16 protein-coding genes and 1 pseudogene are annotated in these 25,757 nt (G+C 47.5%); 10 read left to right on the top strand and 7 right to left on the bottom strand.

Annotated features, from left to right (window positions below; genetic code table 11):
* Positions 1 to 158 precede the first annotated feature (158 nt).
* Positions 159 to 3,674: an AAA domain-containing protein gene (locus tag NKJ21_RS21205; protein WP_239270757.1), complete on the bottom strand. Its 3,516-nt coding sequence runs from the start codon at positions 3,672 to 3,674 to the stop codon at positions 159 to 161.
* A 353-nt stretch (positions 3,675 to 4,027) separates the two neighbouring features.
* On the opposite strand from NKJ21_RS21205, the gene NKJ21_RS21200 reads away from it, so the two are divergent.
* From NKJ21_RS21200 to NKJ21_RS21175, 6 genes are read left to right on the top strand one after another with little or no spacing between them, the layout of a single operon-like run.
* Complete coding sequence (locus NKJ21_RS21200; RefSeq protein ID WP_239270756.1) at positions 4,028 to 6,388, top strand: class I SAM-dependent DNA methyltransferase; 2,361 nt, start codon at positions 4,028 to 4,030, stop codon at positions 6,386 to 6,388.
* Entirely contained in the window at positions 6,388 to 7,797 is a 1,410-nt protein-coding gene (locus tag NKJ21_RS21195; RefSeq protein WP_074195001.1) for a restriction endonuclease subunit S, read from the top strand. Before NKJ21_RS21200 ends, NKJ21_RS21195 begins: the two co-directional genes overlap by 1 nt.
* Entirely contained in the window at positions 7,794 to 11,042 is a 3,249-nt protein-coding gene (locus tag NKJ21_RS21190; protein ID WP_239270755.1) for a type I restriction endonuclease subunit R, read from the top strand. Before NKJ21_RS21195 ends, NKJ21_RS21190 begins: the two co-directional genes overlap by 4 nt.
* Before the next feature lie 28 nt (positions 11,043 to 11,070).
* A complete protein-coding gene (locus NKJ21_RS21185; RefSeq protein ID WP_239270754.1) occupies positions 11,071 to 13,053 on the top strand; it encodes an AAA family ATPase in 1,983 nt (660 codons plus the stop codon).
* Complete coding sequence (locus NKJ21_RS21180; RefSeq protein WP_254733208.1) at positions 13,050 to 14,378, top strand: McrC family protein; 1,329 nt, start codon at positions 13,050 to 13,052, stop codon at positions 14,376 to 14,378. The genes NKJ21_RS21185 and NKJ21_RS21180 overlap by 4 nt, the downstream gene beginning before the upstream one ends.
* A gap of 50 nt (positions 14,379 to 14,428) precedes the next feature.
* Positions 14,429 to 14,734 (top strand): hypothetical protein, encoded by a 306-nt coding sequence (locus tag NKJ21_RS21175; protein WP_048322824.1) that lies wholly within the window; start codon positions 14,429 to 14,431, stop codon positions 14,732 to 14,734.
* Positions 14,735 to 14,939: 205 nt separating this feature from the next.
* Here the strand turns inward: NKJ21_RS21175 and NKJ21_RS21170 are convergent, their stop codons facing one another.
* Entirely contained in the window at positions 14,940 to 15,131 is a 192-nt protein-coding gene (locus NKJ21_RS21170; RefSeq protein ID WP_178075507.1) for a hypothetical protein, read from the bottom strand.
* A gap of 695 nt (positions 15,132 to 15,826) precedes the next feature.
* Positions 15,827 to 16,291, bottom strand: a complete 465-nt coding sequence (locus NKJ21_RS21165; RefSeq protein WP_008815334.1) for a helix-turn-helix domain-containing protein — start codon at positions 16,289 to 16,291, stop codon at positions 15,827 to 15,829.
* Positions 16,292 to 16,530: 239 nt separating this feature from the next.
* On the opposite strand from NKJ21_RS21165, the gene NKJ21_RS21160 reads away from it, so the two are divergent.
* The gene (locus tag NKJ21_RS21160; protein ID WP_197809798.1) at positions 16,531 to 17,028 is read left to right on the top strand and encodes a hypothetical protein; all 498 of its coding nucleotides are present in this window, start codon (positions 16,531 to 16,533) and stop codon (positions 17,026 to 17,028) included.
* A gap of 49 nt (positions 17,029 to 17,077) precedes the next feature.
* On the opposite strand, the gene NKJ21_RS21155 is transcribed toward NKJ21_RS21160, so the two are convergent.
* Together NKJ21_RS21155 and NKJ21_RS21150 are read right to left on the bottom strand one after the other, a co-directional pair.
* Complete coding sequence (locus NKJ21_RS21155) at positions 17,078 to 17,926, bottom strand: hypothetical protein (protein WP_008815336.1); 849 nt, start codon at positions 17,924 to 17,926, stop codon at positions 17,078 to 17,080.
* Between the two features lie 13 nt (positions 17,927 to 17,939).
* On the bottom strand, positions 17,940 to 18,500 hold the full coding sequence (locus NKJ21_RS21150) for a recombinase family protein (RefSeq protein ID WP_254733206.1): 561 nt from the start codon (positions 18,498 to 18,500) through the stop codon (positions 17,940 to 17,942).
* Positions 18,501 to 18,725: 225 nt separating this feature from the next.
* Here NKJ21_RS21150 and NKJ21_RS21145 point away from each other — a divergent pair, with 225 nt between their 5' ends.
* Positions 18,726 to 19,646: a hypothetical protein gene (locus NKJ21_RS21145; RefSeq protein ID WP_254733204.1), complete on the top strand. Its 921-nt coding sequence runs from the start codon at positions 18,726 to 18,728 to the stop codon at positions 19,644 to 19,646.
* Between the two features lie 868 nt (positions 19,647 to 20,514).
* Here the strand turns inward: NKJ21_RS21145 and NKJ21_RS21140 are convergent.
* Positions 20,515 to 20,637, bottom strand: a pseudogene (locus NKJ21_RS21140) (LysR family transcriptional regulator); the annotation flags it as partial.
* 409 nt (positions 20,638 to 21,046) lie between these two features.
* On the opposite strand from NKJ21_RS21140, the gene NKJ21_RS21135 reads away from it, so the two are divergent.
* Positions 21,047 to 22,003 carry a glyoxylate/hydroxypyruvate reductase A gene (locus NKJ21_RS21135; protein ID WP_254733202.1) on the top strand — a complete coding sequence of 319 codons (957 nt, stop codon included), beginning with the start codon at positions 21,047 to 21,049 and terminating at the stop codon, positions 22,001 to 22,003.
* Positions 22,004 to 22,292: 289 nt separating this feature from the next.
* On the opposite strand, the gene NKJ21_RS21130 is transcribed toward NKJ21_RS21135, so the two are convergent.
* Positions 22,293 to 24,242: a site-specific integrase gene (locus NKJ21_RS21130; protein WP_254733199.1), complete on the bottom strand. Its 1,950-nt coding sequence runs from the start codon at positions 24,240 to 24,242 to the stop codon at positions 22,293 to 22,295.
* Between the two features lie 252 nt (positions 24,243 to 24,494).
* Between NKJ21_RS21130 and NKJ21_RS21125 the strand changes: the two genes are divergently transcribed.
* Complete coding sequence (locus NKJ21_RS21125) at positions 24,495 to 25,730, top strand: site-specific integrase (RefSeq protein WP_254733197.1); 1,236 nt, start codon at positions 24,495 to 24,497, stop codon at positions 25,728 to 25,730.
* Positions 25,731 to 25,757: the final 27 nt, after the last annotated feature.

Here is a 25,757-nt window from a genome sequence, read left to right as displayed (position 1 = left end):
GCCTTTTCTAAGTTTAACTGATGATTTAAACCACCCTCGCCAAACAAGCCATCCAAATGCAACCGCATGGTTTGGAGGCATAGTATCTTGAAGCTATACCTCCTTGAGTAGCGCTAAATTAATTCAACACATTCGATACCTGCATTGCTTTAAGATCCCTATAACTTCCGCTGTTCCAGGCTGGAATAAATCGTTTTAATTTCCGCTTGTAAGCTTTCGCCACGGTATACCATCGACGTATCGTATCGTTTGTACTTCTCATCACGCGAAGCGCTAAACCAGTTGAACGATCCTATGCACAGCAGCCCTTCATCACCAATCACGATTTTACTGTGAACACGATTAACCAGCATAGTCACAATGCCCAGCGCATTAAGTTTTTCCACTGCATCATTAAGGCGCTGCTGTTTTGCTTTGCGCTTTTCATAACTAATGTCTTGGGTATTAAAGCTTTTATCCGTTACAACAGTAATGTCGATACCACGAGCACGAGCCTGGATCATTGATGTCAGAAAACCGGTTTGTTCCAATTTTTCCCAAGTCAGCCAAGGGGAAACAATAGTAATACTTTTACCAATAGCATCAAAAGTCTGATTCAGGAAAACATCATGCTGCTCAACACCGTGCAAGGTAGAGATCTGTGTTTGCGCTGTATTAAGATCCTGGCGTTCTTTATACTCAAACTGCAGTGCATTATTATCGGATGCAAACAGGTATTTTGAAAGCAACCCTCTCGGCGAAGAAGCGGGCAGAATCTCAAACAGGTCCATATCGCCAAAGACCAAAAAGCTATCTTTAGCACGTGAAACGGCAACGTTCAGCATGCTGCTGTCTCTATCAATAAATCCGCCATCTTCATGTTTCGAATACACAGGAGAGAACAGCACAATTGCCCGTTCCGCCCCCTGCAATGAATGAACCGTGCCCACTGTCAGCGAATTTTCATCGCCACTACAATTGATATCCAGCTTACGTAATGACGATTTAATCGCACTGACCTGCGCCGAAAATGGGGTCACAATGCCAACTAATTCATGTAACGGTTTATTGTAGTGATGCTCAATCTCTTCTTTGTGCGCTGCAAGCCATGCAGCAATCGTCTTCGCTTCAAAGTCGTTATAACGACTTCCACCATTGGCCTGCATACCCTTACCATCTATATGCAGATAGCCCATTGCAGGGAATATAGTCCCTTTTTCTTCCCCTCGTTTGGGCTGCAACTTACCGTGATAACTAAGGGTGTTACAGTAGCCAATGATGTTATCGAAGCAGCGACGGTGTTCGTACAGATACATCCCCCGCGCCAAATCCGGATCGTACTGGTAGCGCGAGTTAAACTGTGCAACCTTCATAACGCTGCCGGATGCAGCGCTCTTTCCTGATTCACACACCAAAGCATAAGCTTCAGTAAGTTCTTCCTGAGAACCTTCTGGAAGGATATGCTCCTCAACCATATTGCCAATATCAATACAAGGCAGGCTGTTCCAGATAGGCGCAATCTGTTCTGTGTCGCCAATTACCAGAGCTTTCTTCGCCAGTGCGAAAGAAGCTGCAGCAACCTCAGGAAGCACCTGCCCCGCTTCATCGACGATCAACAAATCGGCGAAGTTATATAAATAACCATTATCATACTTCTTACCGCTAACATGTTCTCTGATAAGCATATGATGAGGAAGCATAAAGGAGGTCATGACGACACAAGGGGTGAGCTTCATTCTTCGCAGCCAGCGGGCTTTAATAGTCTTCGCCCCTTTGCGACCTTTTTCTTCTTGAAGGTTATCGATATTCGCCATATCCATCAGCCACCGACCTTCCCAGTAATGCGTCGCCAGCAAAAACGCCGGGAAACGGAGCTGTGTATCGGCAAGCTCATCGGCTTCGCTCAGATTCAGCTCCCTCTCGCCTGCATAACCCAGCGAATGGGTTATCTCGCACCAACGGATGACTGCTTCACTTTCACGTCGGGAAATGTCCTCAGCGTGATCAATTTGCTGTTGGTACCCGGCCTGTTCTTTATGAGCTTGCTCAATCAATCCATCGATAAAGGCATCAATTCCATCAGGCTGAGATCCCTGGAATGCTGTCATTCTTTCGCCAAACGTAGCGTCCAAAAACAGCTTCATTTGATAGTGACGCTTAGTACGAACGGCGGGAAGCCAGGAGAAGAGAGTGAACATGATCGACTCTCCGGCTCGATATTGTTCCCACTGTTTTTTGCCCTGCGTTAATAGCGAGATTTCATTTGTGCTATTAAGCAGTAACGTTCTCTTATCCTGAATATACTGTTCGAGATCGTCACTGACGGCATGCCGCTCCTGACGGATTGCGTTCAGGTCATCCCATGCAGGCTCGATTTGCTCAAGCTCTGCAGAGAGTTCAACCAAACGCTGATGCAGGAGATCCACAACCTGTTCAGGTGAATGACATTCCTCATTCGGAAAAGCTGCCCTTGCCTTTTCAAGGAAGAAGCACCGGGCATCTTCAACATATTCAAGGGATTCAACACCGTTAAAAAAGGCTTCCGTCTGGTATTTTTTTACCGCCTCGGCTCTTCGTCCCGAAGACGGGAAGTAAGCGCCAAAGCTTTTTACATCTGGTAACCAACGCCCGGCCATAGGCCCGGTACCGATAGAAAAATCTTTGCCGAAGGCCTCGATAATGTTGGTAACGGCCTGATTATTGGTTGATGTCGCAACCACCACCGGTGGTTCAGTTTTGTTTAAAGCTGCTCTCGCCCACTCAGTAGCGATGATGGAGAGAACCAGAGTCGTTTTCCCGGTACCCGGAGGACCATTTACGGCAAGGATATCGCCGGGCTGTTGAGTGAGGTAATGGCTCAGGGCATCGCGCTGCGCGACAGCCAGCGGAAACTTATCACCGGAGTGTCCCAGACGCTCACTAAACATGGCATTACTGGCGAGGAGCGGCTCAACAGGAGGCTTCTCTTTCGAGGCAAAGCGCGCCAGCAATGGCACCTCTTTTTTGCACGTCAGCAAATGATCGTACATAGGCAGGATATGGATGCTGGCCCCTCCAGGCTGGTTGGCTTTAATAATGTAGCCATATCCAGTTTTTTCATATTGCTCAGGTGATGCGAGCCATTTGCCAGCAACATGCTTTAAAAGTTCATCTGAATCTTTAAGGTACTTTTGCCACCACTGCTGATAACGAGCATATCGTCCCTCTCGTTGTTCATCAGTCTCCTCACGCAGCTCATCCTCATTACCGGGACCAAAAGTGATTGAATCATGCGTGGTTCTGTACTTGTCATATTCCGCCATCTCACCAATAGAAAAGGTACCTTTGGGGAGCGGTTCGAGCAGGTCACGGGGAATGGTGGCTGGCGATGTAGGGAATAAAAAGCCTTCGCGGTTGAGGAGTGCAGCGGTAACCAAAGGTGTAACAATATCAGGAGCACCAGCAGTCCGCGCCTTGCCATGCTTTAACAGGCGGATCCATACCTCAGGCCGTAGCAGCACCTCGACGGTCTTGACCTGGGTGTCTTCACCATTGAAGAATAATTCCACAATATCTTCACCCAACCTCCCCCTATTGACGTTCGTCCATTTCGTAAATGATTCATCCTCTCTACGCTCAAATGCCCCTTTTCCAGACTCGGCATCTGCTAAGGTATTACGCCAATATGAAGTGAATCCCTGAGTATTACTGTCCATTCCCCATCCCGTAACTTAAATGAGACAATTGATGTTGTCGTATAAATTCATCATGGTTAAACATTGTCCACGATGCGAGGGGGATCGCAAGAATTGTTTGTATCGCTAAACATGGCGTGCCACTTTACATATCGACGGCTACTGAACGGATATTCTCAATTTTTAATATGCTGTTTGTCATATCTCTGATGCAATAAATGAGGATAGGAATTGCCCTCCTGATACTGGTCATTTCTTTGTCCCTTTCCGGTTGCGATAGTCCCTGTAGCAGGTATTATTTTGCGTACTACGTTCCAAAACGATTTTTTGCCGGAGCACTTTGCTCCATGGCCGCAATCTCTTCCGAGGGCTTCATGACTAACACTAACTTTTCTCAAACGGCTGCGTTTATCTGGTCGGTGGCCGATCTGCTGCGCGGTGATTTCAAACAGTCTCAGTACGGGCGCGTGATCCTGCCCTTTACGTTGCTGCGTCGTCTTGAGTGTGTGTTGGCGGAGACCAAAGACGCGGTGGTGGCGAAATATGATGAATTAAAAACCAGCACACTGCCGGAAGATGCCAAAGAGAAGTTTCTGCTGCGCGCCAGCGGGCTTTCCTTCTTCAACACCTCGAAGATGGATCTTGGCAAGATGGGCCAGAACGACATCAAAGCCAACCTGGAAAGCTACGTACAGGCGTTCTCCCCGGATGCGCGTGAAATCTTTGAACATTTCAAATTCAGTGAGTTTGTTGGCCTGCTTGAAGATGCCAACCTGCTGTTTAAAGTGGTGAAGAAATTCGCCACCACCGATTTGAGCCCGAAAGCGATTTCCAACTACGAAATGGGCCTGGTGTTTGAAGAGCTTATCCGTCGGTTCGCGGAAAGCTCTAACGAGACGGCCGGTGAGCACTTCACCCCACGCGATATCGTGCGTCTGACTACCTCGCTGGTGTTTATGGAAGATGATGAAGCCCTGACGCAGCCCGGTATCATCCGCACCATTTATGACCCGACGGCCGGGACCGGCGGCTTCCTCTCTTCAGGCATGGAATATGTGCACGAACTGAACCCTAACGCGGTGATGCGTGCCTTTGGCCAGGAGCTGAACCCGGAATCCTACGCAATCTGTAAAGCCGACATGCTGATCAAAGGTCAGGACGTCAGCCGTATTAAGCTGGGCAACACCCTTTCTAACGACCAGTTGCCGCAGGATCAGTTCGACTACATGCTCTCTAACCCGCCGTTTGGCGTGGACTGGAAGAAGATTGAGGGCGAGATTAACGACGAACATACGCAGAAAGGCTTTAACGGTCGCTTTGGCCCGGGCCTGCCGCGTGTATCCGACGGCTCGCTGCTGTTCCTGATGCACCTGATCAGCAAAATGCGCGACAACCACAATGTGGATGGTAGCGTGAGCAACGGCGGACGTATCGGGATTATCCTTAACGGTTCGCCACTGTTTACCGGTGGTGCGGGCAGCGGTGAGAGCGAAATCCGTCGCTACATTCTGGAAGCCGATTTGCTGGAAGGCATCGTCGCGCTGCCAACGGACATGTTCTACAACACCGGCATTGCCACCTACGTCTGGATCCTCTCCAACAAGAAAGCGCCTGAGCGTAAAGGCAAAGTTCAACTGATTGATGGCACCAACCTGTGCGGCAAAATGCGTAAATCGCTGGGTTCCAAGCGTAACCTGATGGGTGAAGATGATATCAGGCTGATCACCCAGACCTTCGGTGATTTTAAGGTAGTGGATGCCACAACCCTGGAAGAACTGGGGCTGGAAAAAGCCGCCGAGCAAAAATCTAACCGTGGCCGTCAGCCATCCACCACCAAAACCGAAGCGCCGAAAACCTTCGCCAGCAAAATCTTTAACAGCACCGACTTTGGCTATCGCCGCCTGACCATTGAGCGCCCGCTGCGATTATCCGCTCAGGTGACGGATGAGGCGATTGCGACTTTGCGCTTTGCGCCGAAGCCGTTTAACGCGCCAATGGAACGTCTGTATGAAGAGTTCGCATCCCAGTGGCAGGCGGATAACTATGGTGATTTCTCCGAACTGGAAGCCGAAGCGCGCGCCATCATCAAAGCTGAATTTGCAGAGCTGAAAGAGAAGCAGATCAAAGACCTGCTCGACTGCAAACTGTGGCTGGCACAGCGCGCCTTAATGGAAAAAGCGCAGCAGATTCAGACGGCTCTGGGTACGCAGGCGGGTGGCAAAACGCTGGTAAGCAATGACTTCAACCAGTTCCAGCTAACCCTGAAAGGGGCCATTAAAACCGCTGGCGTAAAGCTGGACGCGAAAGAAAACAAGCAGTTTATCGATGCTATCACCACCAAAAACCCGGATGCCGAGCCGGTGGTGAAGAAGGCGCTGAAAGAAGCCGCTCAGCCGCTGTACGGTGCGTTTGAATACAAAGGCAAGGTTGTTGAGTTTGAACAGGATGGCGAGCTGCGCGATAACGAGAACGTGTCGCTGAACCCAGCATTGTCCACCAGCGACCTGATTGAAAACTATTTCGAGTCTGAAGTACTACCGCACGTGAATGACGCGTGGATCAACGCTGATAAGCGCGATGCGAAAGATGGCGAGGTGGGGATTGTCGGTTACGAGATCCCGTTTAACCGCCATTTCTACGTCTATCAGCCACCGCGCCCGCTGGAAGATATTGATGCCGACCTGGATGCGGTCAGCGCCGAGATTATGAAGCTGCTGCAGGAGGTACATTCCTGATGGCTGGATTGAATAAATATAGAGCTTATCCCGAGTATAATTTCACGAACATTGAAGGATTAGTGCAATTACCTTCTCATTGGGAGTTAAAACAGGTCAGATATTTACTTAAAAATGGTGCAGAAGGTACTAAAATAGGACCTTTTGGGAGCTCCTTGAAATTAGAGGATATGGTTGACGATGGTGTGCAAGTGTATGGTCAGGAGAATGTTATAAAACGTGACTTTTCACTTGGAAAAAGAAGGATAAGCTTTAATAAATTTAAAGAAATGGGTGCTTATGAAGTATTTTTTGGTGATATTTTAATCACTATGATGGGGACGAGCGGAAAATGTGAGATCGTTCCTCAAACTGCTGAGAAAGGAATTATCGATTCACACTTAATCCGTGTGCGGGTTAATAATAAACTAATTATTCCTGATTTTTTTAAATTGTTAGTCGATGAATCTCCTGAAATTAAGCATCAAATTAAAATTCAGGGTAAAGGGTCTATAATGCTTGGGCTGAACTCAGGCGTTATTAGAAGTTTGTACTTGCCTTTGCCTGGTATTTCTGAACAGAAACTTATATTAGGCTTCCTTGACTACGAAACAAAAAAAATCGATAACCTGATCGAGAAACAACAACAACTCATTGAATTTCTGAAAGAAAAGCGTCAGGCAATGATTAGTCATGCCGTCACCAAAGGGCTAAACCCTGATGTGCCGATGAAAGATTCTGGTGTTGAGTGGTTGGGGGAAGTACCTGAGCATTGGAGTGTAATACCCTTAAAGCACGTTTGCGCGTTAATTAAGGATGGAACTCATTTGCCGCCACCACGTGTAGATAACGGTATTCCTTTGTTAAGTGTGAGAAATATTGTTGACGGTGTGTTCCAGTTCAGGGATGATGACTCACACATCTCGCATAAAGATTATAAATTACTATGCTCTTCTTTCGTTCCTAAAAAGGATGATGTGTTACTGGCCATTGTAGGTGCAACTCTCGGTAAGGTTGCACTTGTTCCAGAAATGGGCTCATTCCATATCCAGAGAAGCTTGGGTGTTTTCAGAACAAATGAATTAATTCTACCTCAACATCTAAGTTATATTTTTGAATCGAAAGACTTCCAAAATTTACTTTGGGAAAATGCCGGGTTTTCAGCGCAGCCGGGGATTTATTTAGGGACATTGTCTAATTTTTGTGTTCCACTGCCTCCAGTTACTGAACAGCTTAAAATATCAGAATTTATTACGGCTACCGTGGATAAATTAGACCTTCTAATTTCTCAAGCGTCTCGGCTCATTGCTTTGATACAAGAACGCCGCACCGCTCTGATCTCCGCCGCCGTCACCGGGAAAATTGACGTCCGCGACTGGGTTGCCCCTGATACGCAGGATATTGAGGCATCACAGGAGGCCACCGCATGAGTATGGACAGCACCAAAGAGCTAATTTTCCAGAATGACATAATCACTCAAATGGAAGAGAGAGGCTGGATCCGTGGCAAAACGGACGGCTACGATCGCGAACGTGCGCTGTATTCGCAGGATGCGCTGACTTTTGTGCAAACCACGCAGCCGCAGGAGTGGGAGAAGTTTGCCAAAATTTATCCTTCGGATACCGAGCGTCATTTCCTCGATGCGCTGGTGGCGCAGCTGAAAAAAGCGGATATCAACGCTACCGATATGCTTTCGCGCACCTACGGCACGCTCGGCGTACTGCGTCACGGTATCAAAAGCCATAACGCGCGTTTTTCCCTGTGCCAGTTTAAGCCGGAACATAATCTCAATCCGGAAACCCTGACGCGCTATAAACAGAATATCTGCCGTATTGTGCCGGAGCTGGTTTACAGCCCTCATGCGTCGAACGCCGCATTTGAAGAAACGGGCGTTAAGGCGAAAAAATGGCGTGTCGACCTGGTGCTGTTCGTTAATGGCCTGCCAATAGCAACTCTGGAACTGAAGTCTGAATTTAAGCAGGCAGTACAAAACGCCATTACGCAATATAAAAAAACGCGTTTGCCGAAGGACCCAGGTACCAACAAACCTGAGCCGCTGCTGACCTTCAAACGCGGTGCGCTGGTGCACTTTGCCGTCAGCCAGTACGACGTGTTTATGGCGACCAAACTCGAGGGCGATAAAACCTTCTTCCTGCCGTTTAACAAAGGCACCCATGACGGCGGCGCGGGGAACGATATCCCGGAAGATGCCAATGACTACGCCACCAGCTACCTATGGAACGAGGTGCTGCAGCCGGACAACCTGCTGAAAATTCTCGCGAGCTTCGTGCATCTGCAAATCGTCGAAAAAGAAAACGCCATCGGCCTGAAGTACAAAAGCGAGAGCCTGATTTTCCCGCGCTACCATCAGTGGGATGTGGTGAATAAGCTGATCACCGCCGCCACGGTGGAAGGGACCGGCAATAAATACCTGATTCAGCACAGCGCTGGGTCGGGAAAATCGAACTCTATCGCCTGGACGGCCCACCAGCTTTCCCGCCTGTACGATGAAAATGGCGAGAAGCAGTTCCACTCAGTGATTGTGGTGACGGACCGTACCGTGCTTGACGATCAGTTGCAGGATACCATCTACCAGTTTGAGCATCAGGATGGCGTGGTCGGACGTATCAATAACAAAGAAGGCGACGGCTCAAAATCGGAGAAGCTGGCGAGCGCGCTGGAAAACTCGCAGCCGATCATTATCGTCACCATTCAGACCTTCCCGTTTGTCTTGAAGGCGATTGAAAACAGCGTCAGCCTCAAGCAGCGCAAATACGCGGTGATTGCCGATGAAGCGCACTCCTCGCAGAGCGGTTCTACGGCACGTCAGCTGAAAGAAGTGCTGATGACCGAAGAAACGGATGACGATGTGGAGATGTCTTCAGAAGATATTCTGGATGCCACCGTCGCCGCGCGCAAAGGCAGCAATAACCTTAACTATTACGCCTTCACCGCCACGCCGAAAGCCAAAACGCTGGAGCTTTTTGGCCGTCGCCCGAATCCGCAGGAACCAGCGTCGAAAACGAACAAACCGGAAGCGTTCCACGTTTACTCCATGCGTCAGGCCATCGAGGAAGGCTTTATTCTTGATGTGCTGAAGAACTACACAAACTACAAAGTGGCTTACAAACTGCTGCAAAAGCTGGACGATCCTGACCGGGAAGTGGACAGCAAAAAAGCCAAAATCAAACTGAACCAGTGGGTCTCGCTGCACGATCATAACGTGTCGCAGAAAGTGAAGGTGATTATTGAGCATTTCCGCAAGCATGTGATGCACTTGCTGGCTGGCCAGGCGAAAGCGATGGTGGTGACCAGTTCACGTAAAGCGGCGGTGCGCTACAAGCTGGCGTTCGATAAATACATCGCCGAGCAAAAGTACGACAAGATCAGCGCCATGGTGGCGTTCTCCGGGGAAGTGGAATTCCACGAAAATGACCACAACAGCCTTGCGCTGCTTAACCAGAAGTTCACCGAGATCAATATGAACCCCGGACTGAAGGGCCGGGATATGCGTAAAGCGTTTGATACTGACGACTACCAGGTAATGCTGGTGGCTAACAAATTCCAGACCGGTTTTGACCAACCCAAGCTGTGCGCCATGTATGTGGATAAAAAGCTGGGCGGCGTGGAGTGTGTACAGACGCTGTCGCGCCTGAACCGTACCTATCCAGGGAAGGCGCAGTCCGGCACCTTTGTGCTTGATTTCTACAACGAACCCGAAGATATTTTGGGGGCTTTCCAGCCGTACTACCAGACAGCGGAACTGACCGATGTCAGCGATCCGCAACTCGTCTTTGAACTGTTTGAAAAGCTGCGCACCAGCGGCATTTTCCTGTGGAACGAAGTGGAGCAGTTCTGCGAGGCGTTCTTCAGCAAAAACAAATCCAACGCGGCTATTAGTAATATCTGTAAACCTGCGGTGGAGCGCTGGAAGCATCGCTACACCTCGGCGATTGATGCGTATGTGCTGGCTAAAGAGATGTTTGAACGCACGAAGAAGACCGGCGACATTGTGCTGATCACCAATGCGGAAAATACCTTTAAGGACTGCGAGAAAGAAAAAAGTAAGCTGGATATCTTCAAGAAGGATCTCGGTAGCTTTGTCCGCTTTTACGAGTTTATGTCGCAAATCGTCGATTACGACGACAAAGACCTGGAAAAGCTGAGCCTGTTTGCCCGTCATCTGCGTCCGTTGCTGCATGAACAACGTATCGAAGAAGATGAGGTTGATTTAAGCAACGTGGAGATGAGCCATTACCGCCTGTCCAAACTCCACGAACAGCATCTGAAGCTGCAGGAAGATGCGGCGGAATACAAAATCAAACCGGGTAATGATGTCGGAACGGCGAAGCCGAAGGATAAGAAAGAGGAGTTTCTGTCGAATATCCTGGCGCGTCTGAACGAGCTATTCGTCACCGATAATCTCACCGATAAAGACATGATCAACTATGCCTTTGCGGTGCGCGACAAGCTGTCAGAAAACCAGGCGGTGATGACCCAGATTGCTAACAATACGCGCGAGCAGGCGATGCTGGGCGATTTCCCAAAAGCCATTGATGATGCCGTGATGGACAGCAATGAGGCCCAGCAGGAGATGATGGTGCAATATCTCTCTAACCCTGAACTGGCCAAGGGCTTTGCTCGGGTGGTGTTTGATATGTTGAAAGGGGCTTAACGCTTTTCATCAAGGAGTGGTGTAGGAAATGCTGAATTCTCTAGAGATATACCAGGCGTTGAATGAATTGGGTTATCGTCTTGAGTCTGGAAAATTCGAGCCAAGCTATGCTTCTGAGCATGCGCTCGGGAATGGAAAGTATCTGTATGTCAAACGCCGTCAGGACGGTGTGGTTAACAAGAGCCCATTGGTTCTTGCACCAGAAACCCTGGCCTTAAAAGCGGAAATCGATCGTATTTCGGGTATCCACTGCCTTTGGGAAAAAGTAAAAAGCACCAGCTACCGCCGTTATCCGAAAGATAACGGTACATCCCAATATGGTTTCGCGGCTGATGTTGAGTCAGTTGAAGCGTTACAGGCGCTGGTAACTTTGCTGGGAGGCCAACCAGCTATAACTCCCCAAACCGGACTAATAAGAGACAACGAAAATAAGGAACAATCATTAATGTATCCCTTAAACCAAATTCTCTTCGGGCCCCCCGGCACAGGTAAAACCTACTCTACGACCGAAATGGCGGTAAAAATCGCCGATAATGCGTGGTACCAACAGGCTACGCGCGAACATCATGGCAATGACTTACGGGAGTTGGTAAAAGAACGCTATAAGTCGTTAGTAGAAAAGCAGCGCATTATGTTTACCACCTTCCACCAGAGCTTCTCCTATGAAGATTTTATCGAAGGGATCCGCGCGACCACTGATGAAACATCGGGTGCGCTTCGCTACGAAGTAGTGGATGGTATTTTTAAACAGCTGTGCCTGAATGCTGAAGTTAAAACACGTGGTAGTTCAAACCAGTTATTGTCCTTGAATGGGCGACGGATTTGGAAAATGTCTCTCGGGAATACGCTTGACGGAGAAGATTATATTTTTGATGAATGCCTTGTGAATAATTATATTCTATTAGGTTGGGGTGATAATCTTGATTTTAGTGGCTGCACGACAGCTGCTGATATCCGACTGCGCATCGATGAAGCGAGTGATAGTCTGGTTGAGCGAAGTGAATACATGCTGACTGCGGTCAATATGTTTAAAAACATCATGCAAAATGGTGATATAGTTATTATTTCCGATGGCAACCATAAATTTAGAGCCATTGCCGAGATCGCTGGCGATTATCGATTTTTACCTAATGATGAACGCGTCGGCTATCATCAAATGCGTAAGGTCAACTGGCTACGAACCTATTCGCCGAGCTTACCGAAAGAACAGCTTTTTTTAAAAGCACTTTCACAGATGACATTATATGAGTTGAGGGATACCTCAATTGACAGGGAAAAACTGTCTCAACTACTGGCTCCGGTTGAAACAACTGATAATCAAGCATTGCCGCACGTGCTCATCATCGATGAAATAAATCGCGGTAATATTGCACGCATTTTTGGTGAATTAATTACTCTGCTGGAACCCGATAAGCGACAGGGTGCCGAAGAAGCCCGCACTTTAGTATTACCTTATTCTAAGCAGCTGTTTTCCGTGCCTAAAAATGTCTATGTAATTGGCACTATGAATACTGCTGATAAGTCGTTAATTCAGATGGATCTGGCGTTAAGGCGCCGTTTTAGCTTTACAGAAATGCCTGCAAGACCGGAGTTGTTAGCAGGGATCACTGCGTATGGCGTTGATGCCGCACAGTTGCTAACGCGTATTAATCAGCGTATCGAAGCGCTACTGGATAGTGAGCATATGATTGGTCATGCTTACTTTATGCCACTAAAGAAATTAGACAATAACGCCGACCGCGAAGCCTGCCTGGCCAGCATCTTCCATGACAAAATCATTCCCTTGCTGAGAGAGTATTTCTTTGATGATTATGAGCGTATCGGTTGGGTGCTTAATGACTCGGTAAAAGCGAAAGAAAATCGTTTTATTCTGTTACAGCAGTCAGCACAACTACCATCACTTTCTGCACTATTCCCGAAAGATATCGCGGATAGTTTGTCTGACAGACGCTTTCGTATCAATGAACATGCTTTCGCGTCGGCCGAAGCTTATCAGGGTATTGTGGCATGATGATCCAGGTCCAGGAATATGCTCTGCTGACTTGTGATAACTCTCAACCAGCCAGTATGGATTTGGGAATAGTTTCTGAGGCAACCTTTTCCTGGCTTGAGCAATTGCAACACAAGTGGCGTGGTTCTTCGCAAATTCTCAGCCGGGAAGGGAAGCGGTTTTTGCGTTTGGGAAACTATGTCGGTTATCTACAATCCCCGAATGGCGAGTCAATTGAAATTCTGCCTAAAACCACACTTGAAGCTCCAGCTGAGGTAGTCCCTCTACGTCAACTTTTACGCCGAATGCTAAGCGCCTCTTTAGGGATTACGCATCGTGAGGCAAATCAGGCTGCATTGCAACGTAGCGATCAGCCTCTACATGAATGGATAATCAGTGAGTTTTTACGGCATCTTGCTGATTTAGTACGCAAAGGACTTCGCTTCGATTATCATCTCATTGAGGATGAACATAGTGCGTTCATCCGCGGTCAATTGAATGTCACAGCGCAAATGAGAATGCCTCCGGGCAGAGGCACTCGTTTTCATGTGCGCTATGCCGAGTTTTCCCCTCAGCGCATCGAGAACCGTCTGCTACGGACGGCTTTGGATTGGTCGCTTAAAATGGCCAGGCAAGGGCAGAGCTGGAGGCAAGCAAATTCTCTAAGCCATCAACTGGAAGACATATTGCCTATTTGTGGCAGTACAACACAGCTAATGAGGCAATGGAGCGATGATAAATATCTCTTCGGATATCGCGCTATAAAACCGTGGTGCCAGCTCATTCTTGAACAGATGAATCCAGATTTTCAACTTGGATCGCATCAGGGAATCTCTTTGTTATTTCCTATGGAGAAGTTATATGAGGGCTGGGTAGGATGCGGTCTGGCTGGGGCATTGCATCACGATCACCGGCTCATAGAACAAACCAAGAGCCAGTACTTGTTGGAGCATGTACCTGTTGGTGAAAAGTCTTCTCAACGATGGTTCTTGCTAAAACCAGACTTTCTTATCACAGGCGGGCAGACGGTGGTTCTGGATGCTAAATGGAAACTATTAGATAGCAGAGCTGATGACAGTCTGAGGAAGTATGAAATCAGCCAGCCTGACCTGTACCAAATGTTCGCCTATGGACAAAAGTATCTTGGAGGGAAAGGAAATATGATGCTCATTTATCCGCGTCATCAGTATTTTGCCACACCATTGCCGGTGTTCCGTTTCGATGAAGATTTGTCTCTGTGGTGTGTGCCCTTTGATCTTGAAACGGGTAGATTAGTGAAAGGGGAGTGGCAAACTTCTTTCCACTGTTTTCCCTGTGAAGAGGCAGTAACGGCTCATAGCGATTAACCAAATAATCGGTAATTTATTGAAAGCTTATAGCTAAGGAAGCAATCATCATGATTTATAGAGATTTTTACCATTTAATGTTGGAGTCTTTTTCCCAGCCAGTTGAGCTGTACACTGAGTCAAGAAATGTACCTTTTACGCTGTACGTTGAAGAACAAAAGCTGTTTGTTCGAAATGGAAAAGATAATACCAGCCGTATTGGCCCCAAAGAAGTCGCAGCATTTGTTGAGCGGTTTGAAGAAAATGGAAGCATGTTAGCTAAAGACTACCAGGATGTGACTTTCAAAGCCTCCTATTTATTGGCTGCAATGAAATATATCACTTTAAAAAACGCGCTGAATCCTGGCAATAAATAGCCATCTTTACCGCTGGATGGTGATTTATTAAAGCCTTCTCAATCACTCCCTCCACCACAGACCTATCTTTCCTCAACTCACCCATTTAAGTCACATACCGCCGCATTATTGTTAGTAGCTCAGACTCCCCCTTGGAAGATGTGGTCTATTACCGGAAGCCCCCCAGCCATCACTTGTGCGGAGTTAAAATCGCTAAACCTGTTTTTCATCTCATAACGTATGATGGTTGTAGTGCGCTGTTGAAGAAGAGAAGCAACCTCAAGGTGTTAAGACCTCCCTGCGGTTTAAATAGGTGCTCATAAATCCCGAGTTTTAACTCAACGATGTTGTCATCGGCGAGCTGATATTGTTTGTCCGCTGGCATAGCTGTTCCTACTTCGCTATCTGTTAACGCCATGCTTATCCCCTCCCTGTTGGTAACAGCGTTTTCGAACCGGAAATACCAACATCTGTTAGTAGATGTGCATTGAAGTGGATTGACCTTGAGAGAGCCAGTATCGCGGTCGCGGGAATGGCAGGTAAACACTAGATGTCAGACACAAAAAAAGCCACCCTCAGGTAGCTAATTATTGCATCACTTGGTGCCGAAGGCCGGACTCGAACCTAAGTCTCCATAACCTGCTGTAATCACGTTCCTATTAGCCTTTAAAAGAGCAATCGTAGGACCTTTTTGTTCTAGGGTCTACATCTTAAGCTTGATCCGGTGGACGGAATCAAACCGAGTGTTCGTGACGGCACAAAACATCAACGTGCCATACCTGCCTTTTGATGTTTATGGAGGTCTGCCGGGTCGGGAGGAAAGCACGTTTGTCAGCTATGTGGGCGTTAAGTAAACGCCACTGCGTTCGGATTTTGAAACAAGCTAAACCCGGCAGACCTTGTTCATAAAAAACATTTAACCCAATGTTATTGATATGAATTAATCCATTAGAGTCAAATTGAAACGCCACCGTAACGCCTACGTAACGCACCCGCATTTTGCTGTTTTATTCACTCTTATAGAAACAAAGGGCTGATGAAACATAAGACTATCAGCATTCAATGAATACTGTTCATCCATACAGCAATAAAATTCTTAACCTTACAGTTGCGCTACTTTCGCAGTTTGTCCCACCGCACCGCTGACACAATGCCCCAGTTGCCACTGGCATTGGGCCTACGCCATTTTGCCGTCTCCATGCTACGTAGATACTCAAGCGCTTCGGAAAACGTGCCAAAACGCTTCTGAGAGGCTTTATCACCTACACCAAACGAACCATCGCGCGTGCTTGCCAGTCCGGGATGAAAGCACGAACCATCGGCCGCATAGGGAACCAGTAATTCCGGGTCGGTATCTTCGGACAAGTCAGACACCAACAATCGCCACGGCTCGACATTTAAAGCGCCAGCCAACACTTCAATCGCATCAAGAGAAGCGTTAGAGCCACCACGTTCGATTCGGCTCATATAGCTGCGTGCGAACCCACACCGATCAGCAAACGCTTCCTGGCTCATTCCGGTGGCTATACGCAGTTCTTTTACCCGCTCGCCAAACTGTATTCTCAAGGTCTTTTTCATGCACTGAATGTGCAATTTTGACTACTGTAAGGCCACGCTCCACATGAGACATTTTGAATCTACAAATCCCAAATGTGAGCACACTCACCCTCACAAGAAGCCTGTATCACTACAATCACAAGATTCAAAATAAACACCAATAGTGACATTTAAAACCCGACAAGTATGATGATGGTCATCAGTTGGACTTCACCAGCGTTTGCTATCAGGTGCGATGTTGTTTCGAAAATGAGGGAATCATGGCGGGATCAGGTTTTTTATTACCAATGGTGGCGGGAGCCGCACTTAGCTGGGCCAGCTATAGCGTGGTCGCTCACGTCACATCAAAACGGCAGATCAGCACGCTACGTGCAATTGCATGGGGGACTCTGGGCACTCTCTCATTGGTGCTGGGCGTATGCGCCTTTTCTGCTGTAGGTGCTGAGCATCAGACAGCACGAAAAGATATCGTATGTGCAGATGACAACCCGGAATGCTATGCGAAAACGCACCATAACCCGGTCAGGGAGTGCAAGCAGGTAATGGACAAGAAAGCGACGTTTCGCCATGTGTGGCAGGAAAGTGAAGCGCAGCCGGTATTCAACACCTACCTCTGGCATGACGAGAACAAACGAACTATTCAAATGTTCGGACAACAGGCTAAGGCAATTAATAGCCTGGGGATGTTAACACCACTTCAATATTTCTGTATTTTTAACGCCAACACCGGGGAAGTCATCGCGGCTTCGTTTGAGTGAAATGAAGCGGGGAAAGTAAGTTCCCCGCCTTCAAATAGTTAAAGCAGAATTACTTGTTCTTCAATGATTCAAAAAGAGTCCATCCTTTATGAGTAACTTCGAATTGAACGCCTTTATAATCCCGAGAAGATATTAATTCATTGGATTTCAATTCATCTAAAGCAGATTTCCATTTAGCAACCTCTCTAGCATTTTCTCCACCGAGACTTTGGCCGCCAACATGAATATCTGTTCCATCCAGATGCTCTAATATTAATATCCCACCGCTTTCGTCCTCGCATGCCATCTTCAAGACAAAAGTTGCATCTTCAGATAGAAGCATCTTAGGAGATTCTTGTTTTAAATTATCAGTTCCTTCTGAACGATAAGAGTTTATGATATTTTTCAGATATGAATTATTTGTGAGTGTCAGCGTCAATTGTTTATATAATTTATGTTTAAAATCAGTTGACTCATTAAAGGTCTCAATCAAGCCTTGTTGCATGCATTCTTGTTTGAATGCTTTTAGGGCATCATATTGCCCCATATCCACTGTATCAAGCACTACGGGTTTAGATGAAAAATATATCATTGCAGGTTTGCCCGCGTCTAAATGCTTGTGAATTTCTTCAACAGTCCCACTTGCTTCATCACCTGTCGGAGAGCCAAGTCGTGTCCAGAAAGCACCAATCAATAGATCGCAATCAACTAGCAGTCTCTGATTAATTAACTCCTGAGGTCTCATGCCAAGCTCCGGTGATGTGTGGGTTTCCCACCCAATAGGAATTAGCATAACTTTCGAGAGGGCAGAATTAATATCATTCCATTCGTGGATTACTTCCCGAATAATTCTTCTTTCTTCAGTAACATCACCAGGGGATGCGATCATTACAGGGATAACCGTTGCTGTGTAAGCCATAAACTCTCCATATTCAATCGACAATAGCCGCTATAGTCGCTCTGGAAACGCCATATTCGCGCGCTAACGCGCTGACACTGGTTCCGCTATTCTTTTTCACTACAATCGCTCCACGAGCTTCTGGTGCAATTTTAGAGGGTCTTCCCAACTTCCTGCCTTCAGCTTTAGCCCGCGTTAACCCCGCCTGAGTGCGCTCAATCAGCAAGTCACGCTCCATCTCTGCAACCGCTGCCAGCATTGACAGCAGAAGCTTACCCGCAGCGGAGGTGAGATCAGTCGTGCCAAGCTGGTGGACAATAACCTTGATATTTCGGTCAGCCAACTTTCTGACAGTTTGCAGAACGTCAATCGCATCACGCCCCAGACGGTCTAGTTTTGCAACTACCAACGTTTCACCATCGCGGATTTTGCTGAGCATTTCAGAAAACGCTTTGCGTTGCACCGCAGGAACCTTCCCGCTAGCAACATCAGTAAACCAAAAGTCGAAAGTCCATCCAGCTTGCTCAAGTTCCAAACGCTGGTTCTCAGTATCCTGCTGCGATGTCGAAACACGCCCGTAGCCAAAAATCGCCATAGTCATCTCCTCATCCGGCCCCTGCCAGAAAACGGTGTCAACAATAGGACGCCTGCCAACAATTGCCAAGGCTAATTTCCCCACAGTCTGGAAGTCACCTCAAAAGAGATGCCGGAAAACGGTCGTTTGTTGGCACTCCGGATCTGTTTAGACATACAGCAGAGCGTTGCCGCGGAAAACCGGATGGCATAACATGAAATTCTCTGGGCCAAAAAAGGAACAAAAATGATTGCTCTCAACACAGTCAAGGGAATCATTGAGATCAGCAGTTGGCATGATATCGTTGAGCGCCCGCATTTTCGCTCAAACATCAACCCTACAAACGTTGACCTTAAAGAGATCATCGGTAGCTACCAATTTCCTGAAGATGTTCCGTGTGGACTCACAACATGTCATCAACCGCATAAACGTGGTTATATCGTAGTGACAAAAGAAGGTTACGAAACCAACATCGGAAAAGATTGTGGCAAAAACTACTTTTCCGTAGATTTCGTCGAAATGAAGACGCGGTTTGATCGAGATGTTAAAACCTCACTACAACGCGACAACGTCCGCAAGGCAAAAGAAACTGCATCACAACTCCTTGAGAATGTCGAGGGATTACGGAAACAGCCTAAAGGGGCTGATTGGATCTACTCTCGTATTGAGAGACTCCGCAATCGCGGTGTAATTGGTGAGGCAGCGGCTAACGAAATTCGTAAAATGCTTAAGGAGAGACGTAAAGAGCTACTCTCTTCTCGTCTTGCATCGAAAGAAGAAAGAGAGCGGGATTTTTCCATGAATCCGTCTTTGGAGGATAAATTTCGTGGCCAACCTTATTACATTACTATCGTTACAGGCTCGATTAACCACCTCGAAGCAATGTCTAAAGACAATGATCTCAAAGAACTACTGATCCGTAGCGTTACACAAACACTAAGGCAATTAATAGATTGTGATGTCGATAATTTGAAGTCTCGTGAACTTGCACAATTGTCCAAAGAAGCAAGCAACATCCAAGCAAAAATTAACATGGCCCAAGAGATCATACGGCTTGCACAAAAATTACTGACAGCTTCAAATCTTGAGCCGCTTGCCTTTTGGGTGGAAGAACATCATGGAGAACGAGCAGCGGCCCCCTTTAAACGCTTTATTGAACAACTCTAAACAAGATAACGCTCTTGCACTGAAGCCTCAAAATGTTACTATCAGTATACATTTTGGGGTTTTGGTATACAGACGCTTACCCAAAATGGCGTATCAACAAGGCTCTACAACTAGCGGAGCCGGGGTTTAAAGCGGGCGCACCGTTACCCACTGGTCTGGTTCCGAAAGGCGGCGTATGCCAGGGTGCGTGAGGTTGTGTAAGGTGCTGAGTCTTGGACTTGCACAGCCAATAAGAATAGTGAGTTATCATGTTTTGCAAAGGGTTTACGTCGTGAGCCTTTTTTAAAGCAGAGTAGCTCACATCGCCGATCCAAGCAGGGACCCGGAGAAGAGGTTAAAACTCTGGAAGCCTGATTAGCCAAGTGCCTCACTGCAACTCATCGCATTGGCCCTTAGGGCTAGTTTTGCTCCCCAGAAAAGAGGTTTATAAAACATATAAAAACAAAACAATAAGTTAAGAAGAAAACACAACCAAGAAACCAAAACCTTCCTTTCTTGATATTTCAACTCAATCCCCACCAGAAACACTCAACCAATACGACAAAAGCTACCGGAAAATTTGTCGCGCCGAAAAGTGGATGTCCTAGGTTTGCCAGCCCCCCTTTCAGGCATTGCGTCCAAAAACTTCGGCGGTGGCAGGCTTTTCCTTATAGAGGCAAACACCCTCCAAAGTTAAGCGGCGCGGTAAAGCTAAAGCTCACCCAGATTTCTAATTGATTGCTCGAACTCCGCTACGCTCGTTTCAACTGGCTTCGCCAGTCACTCTATGAGAGCGCCGTGGCTTCTGCACCATGATTTTGACCACCTATTTTCAAAAACTCGCCAGAGAGCCTTACATCGCGTTTGAACTGCATATCGCGGCTTCTGCTTCAAGCGAAGCGATACGGCGGGCAACCGTGGCATGATCCACACCCAGTTTTTTTGCCGCTGATGCAAGCGATCCTGTCTGAGCAAAAGTTGAAAAATAGCGTAGGTCTTCCCAGTCAAACATAGGGCCTCAAAAATTATTGTCGGCAGGATGCCATTTTTTTACCTTACACCTGTAGTGGTGCGCCTTGCAAAAAGCGCATCCGGAGCTTCTCTTGCTCAGGCATCGTATTTTTTTAAAAGTTTCTCTGCGCATATTCATTATACAAAAGGGCCGCACTTAACGCGCTGCTCGGCTCTCTGAGGCTGCGTTCGGATGCGAAAAGCCTACGCTTAAGGCAATTAGCGCCACAGAATTCCTGTTGCGTTCTCCCGTTATGTAGTGTTATTTGATTGTAATGAAGCTGAAAATCAGGCTTTCACTATTTCAAAATGGTATGACCCTCATAGCTGAGCGGAAAAACTGCATCAGTTAAATCACTGGCCCATTGACAGGTTAAACTCCTGATAAAAAACAATAGTGAGTCAAGAAAATGCCCGACACCGAAAATGCTCATTCCGATACCGTGCTGATGTTAATTACATCCGAATTTGTAAAGCAGCGTTACGATGCACTGAAGCGCAAAAGGCCGGATTTAAGGATTGTCACGAGCCTTGATGAAGGCATAAATGACGATATTACGGCTATTTTTACCTTTTCACTGCCTGAGGGAACAGCACCGCGGTTGCCGCAACTCAGACTGGTGGCGTCGGTGGGGGCAGGGGCTGACGGGATCCTTCAGGCCCGCGATCTCCCTCCGGAGGTAAAAGTGACCCGCACCTGTGATATCGGTCTGGGATACAGTATGGCTCAGTATGTAGTTATGCAGATTTTGCGTCACTTTCGCGACCTGCGAACGCTTGAGCGGCAGCACACTTCGGCGAAATGGGCGCGCTTACCTGTTCCCAGCGCCAGTCAGTCAACCGTGGGGATCATGGGGCTCGGTCAGACCGGCGTAGTGGTCGCTCAGGCCGTCGCCGCGCTCGGATTCCGGGTAACCGGCTGGACCCGCACGGCATCACGTGATGTCAGTGTTGAGCGGTTTGTTGGGCAGCAAAACCTGCTCCCCTTTCTGGAGGAGTGTGACTTTCTGATATGTCTGCTTCCGCTGACTGACGAGACGCATCATCTTCTGAACAGAAATAAGCTTTCCAGGCTGCGTAAGGGTTGTTATGTCATCAACGTGGCCCGCGGGGGAATTCTGGTGGAGCAGGATCTGCTTGAGCTCGTTGAGAACGGACACATCAGCGGCGCAGCACTGGATGTTTTCGCCTCGGAACCGCTAGTCCCCGACAGTCCATTCTGGGGCCATGAGAAAATTCTGGTGACACCTCATATTGCCGCGCAGCCATCGACAGAGCCGGCTGTGGACCAGTTCATTGATAACCTGCAACGGATGAGGAACGGCACACCTCTTGTCAATGAGGTTAATCGGGCGCTGGGATATTAATCATCGTCTAAACAGTCTACTTGTTATGACATCCCTGCTCTTTTCCTGCTGTGATGTGTTTTTATCGGATGAAGGTCCGCTTTTCGCTCAAGGCGGACTGTTAGACTTGATTGTATTCTGTCAGAGAAAACCGTCAGATCAATTCTGAGCTAATGCAAATCAAGTCTCACCAGACGCATTTTAAGCGTCTCCAAATTTGGCACTATTAAATCCACGACCTTTAATAAAAAATGCGCCAGGAAGCGTCCCAGAGCATTCAAGAGCACAACTCAACTGAATAGTAACTGACTCAACCTGTTTGTTTGCCACGCTTTCTTCGCAGCGCATCTCTTACAGCATCCAGCCCATCAGGAATGTTGAATCTCGCTATCTCGGGCAAAGAAAAATCAATCTTTTCGACAACCTCAACCATGTGAACCGGTTTTAAATCTTTGCTGTATCGCACTTCAGTTTCTGTTTTGCCGCGCACATGCCCAAGTAGCTGCCCACGCAGTTCCGAACTAACACCCTTCTCTTTAAGCAAAGTTGAAACAGAATGCCGGAAAGAGTGGAAAGATTTGCTTCTGTCCCTTTCAAGTTTTAATCGACCCGCAAGCAATGATTCATTGAACCATGCGGAAACCGGCCTACCATAGCCTTTAGTTTTATGTGGTTTAAGCTCGGGAAAAAGACGGTCATACCCGGCAGCTTTCAACGCATCCACATACTCGATAAAACCGAGTTCAATCAGCGTAGAATGAACCGGAATCTTGCGGCGGGAATTGGCGTTTTTTAGTTTCTTTCCGTTTTCGCTATCACTTTCAAGGTTCAGGTAATAAACGCCGTCATCTGCCAGAACATCGTCCAGCATTAACTGTGCAATCTCGTTAACCCTTGCCCCCGTCATCAAGCCCAACAACGGCGCCCAATAGTGAAACGGGCAATATTGATGGAATCGCCCTTGCGCATTACGTTCAACAGTTCCAGCCACAAACCACGGTTGCGAAAAAATTGCTTTAATTTCATGCGGTTCAAATATGTCAGTGTGATCCTGCTCTCGCTCACCTTTATCATCGGGAGGGAAAAAGTTGTCGCATGGCGATTTCAGAAACTTACCATCATCAACAGCCCACTCCATTGCACCATAAAGTCCGTTGATATACTTTTTGACAGACTCTTCTGTCATCAGTTTATCGCCACATTCTGCCGCTTTGGCGATTAACTCATCCAGTGTCTTAACCCCGTGCTTACCTTTCATCAAATTACGGTTAGCAGGAATTGTGCGCAACTTGCTCTCATAAGCCCGGAGGAAATCACGGTCGAAATCTTCCAACTGGATATCCCCCATCACTTCAATCATCAAATCGAAGTAATAGCGAATATCGCGGAGCGCCGCTTCTGATACCTTGCCCTTACGCCGATGTTTCAAATACTCTTCACGAAGCCATGACAAGTTTTCATTGTAATGTTTGCGGTGAACATATTCGTTAGCGATAACAGGAGTGGCAAGAGGCGCGCTATGATGAACGATAACCGCTGGTGGGGTGCTCTTAGCTAACCAAGTAAGCCGGAGACTTTCTGCATGAACTTTGCTAATCAACAGGCTATCAGCAGTTATATCAACGCCGGGGAGATCGAAAAACCACCCTCCACGCTGATTATCACCACTTGTTCGAAATGCAGCCTCTCCTTCGGATACTCCAGCGCTCAACAGACAATCTAAAGTATGCCGGGGATTGAAGGGGCGGAGATAACCATTTGCGAAGCTCTCGATACCCAGCTCAAACGCGCTATTGAGGATGATGACTTCTTTAGGTTGATCCTTTTCATCATCAGACTGTTTTTCTCGTTTTGCACCGGGTTCCCGCTCTACTGCATTAAATTCATCAACATAGAAACCGAACTGACCAGTCGCCAGCCAGAATACCGGGAGGTTACGATTAACCACCTCTCGAATCAATTGCGATATAGGCAACTCGATTGACTGAGCAAAGTTAGCAAGCGAGATCATACCCTCACCAGCAAGCAGCGGGGCGCTGTCACTTAAAGCCTGATAATCCATTAGTTCATACTCATGTAAGGTCTGATACCAGACCGCCAACAGGAGCGCGGACTTCTGCTTTGCTTCATGAAGATCGTGAGTGCCTGTTGAAGTGTGAATCTCACACTGTCCTGCATATCGACGAAAACGTTGGGGAACACTAATGCGGACAACATAAATGCCGCTGGTTCGACGATAGAGTTTATATCGCTGAGACATCGCCTCGTATAGCCTTTTGTAGTAGGGCTACGCGATTACGAGCAGAAATATGGAAAAAGTTATTTAAAAACAACTAATTAGATGAGTATTGGTGCCGAAGGCCGGACTCGAACCGGCACGTATTTCTACGGTTGATTTTGAATCAACTGCGTCTAACAAGTCATTGATTATCATCACTAACTTGTTACGCACCTACGGTTCGTACAGCCAATTTCGCCAACAGCTTGCCCCAGCAAAATAGCAGGGGTTTACATGGATCACAAGAGGGTAAAACCGAAGGACAAACGCGATCGTTATCTGATTCTCGATCCGTGTGGTGTGTACATGGTACGCATAGCTATTCCGGCATACATGGCTGCACACTTCGGTAATAAAACATACTTCATGAGGTCAACAGCAACTCGTGACATTCGTCAGGCACGTCTATTCCGGGATGCCATAGCGTTAGAATGGTACAAATTGCGCAATCAGCTTAAACCAGTTCGTTCAGGTTCACGGATTGAGCAGATCCTTGATGAACTTCGAGGTATCAGTAAACAGGCGAAGGATGCACCGCCCACACAATTGAACTTCCCCGCCCAAGTGCAGGCTTGCCCTTCTCTTCTGGTTATGCGGGATCAGTACATTCTTCAATTCAGCGAGAAACGTAAACTGACCACCCTGTCAAAGACGAATAAAGCCGTCGAGGTCTTATTGTCCCATCTTCGAAAGCGCGATATTCCGTTGAAAGATATCAACCGAACCATAGTTACTGGCTGGCTGGATAAGCTGAAAAGCGACAGAGCGCCCCAGACGATTCAAAACTATATCAGCGCCCTGGCTCAAATCTGGGATCTGGCCCGTAACCGATATCACGACGCACCACAGGATAACTCCTGGCGTGGTCATGGTCTGGAAGCTAAAAGCAGCAAGATAAGCTACGAAGTTTTCACCCATGCTGAGTTGGCGAAGGTCTTCGCTGCAATGGATGGTGATGAAGAGATGCAGGCGGTGACGCTGATCGGGATGTACAGCGGCATGAGATTGAATGAGATCTGTTCTTTGTGTGTTGGGAACATTCGCGAGATTGAGGGTGTACTTTGCTTCGAAGTGACAGAGGGGAAAACCAAATCAGCGGCCCGTATCATCCCGGTTCATAGCCGCATTATCGATCTGGTGGAGTCCCTTCTCCACAAGCCCCATAACGGCTTTCTTTTCTACCGTGCGTCAATCATTGACCGTGCAGACGGAAAGCGGTCTACGTGGCATACACAGCGTTTCACGAGGGCTAAATGGCAGGCGTTGGGTGAGGAAGAAACGAAGCGGAAGGTCTTTCATAGCTTGCGACATGAATTTGCCCAACAGCTTGATCGGAACCAGGTTCCAGAAGACAGGATTGCATTGTTGATGGGTCATGAGCGCGGGAAAACGGAGACCTTCAAGACTTACTCAAAACACGCGGCGTCACCAGTAGAGCTATTAAGATATGTCGAGTTGATTCGTTATTAAAAAATAGGGGGAGCCTCCCCCTACCGT

It is taken from the genome of Klebsiella sp. SWET4 (assembly GCF_024296565.1).
Lineage (GTDB): Bacteria > Pseudomonadota > Gammaproteobacteria > Enterobacterales > Enterobacteriaceae > Klebsiella > Klebsiella variicola.
The sequence above is the reverse complement of the archived record's forward strand: the minus strand, read 5'-3'. Positions and strand labels throughout refer to the sequence as shown.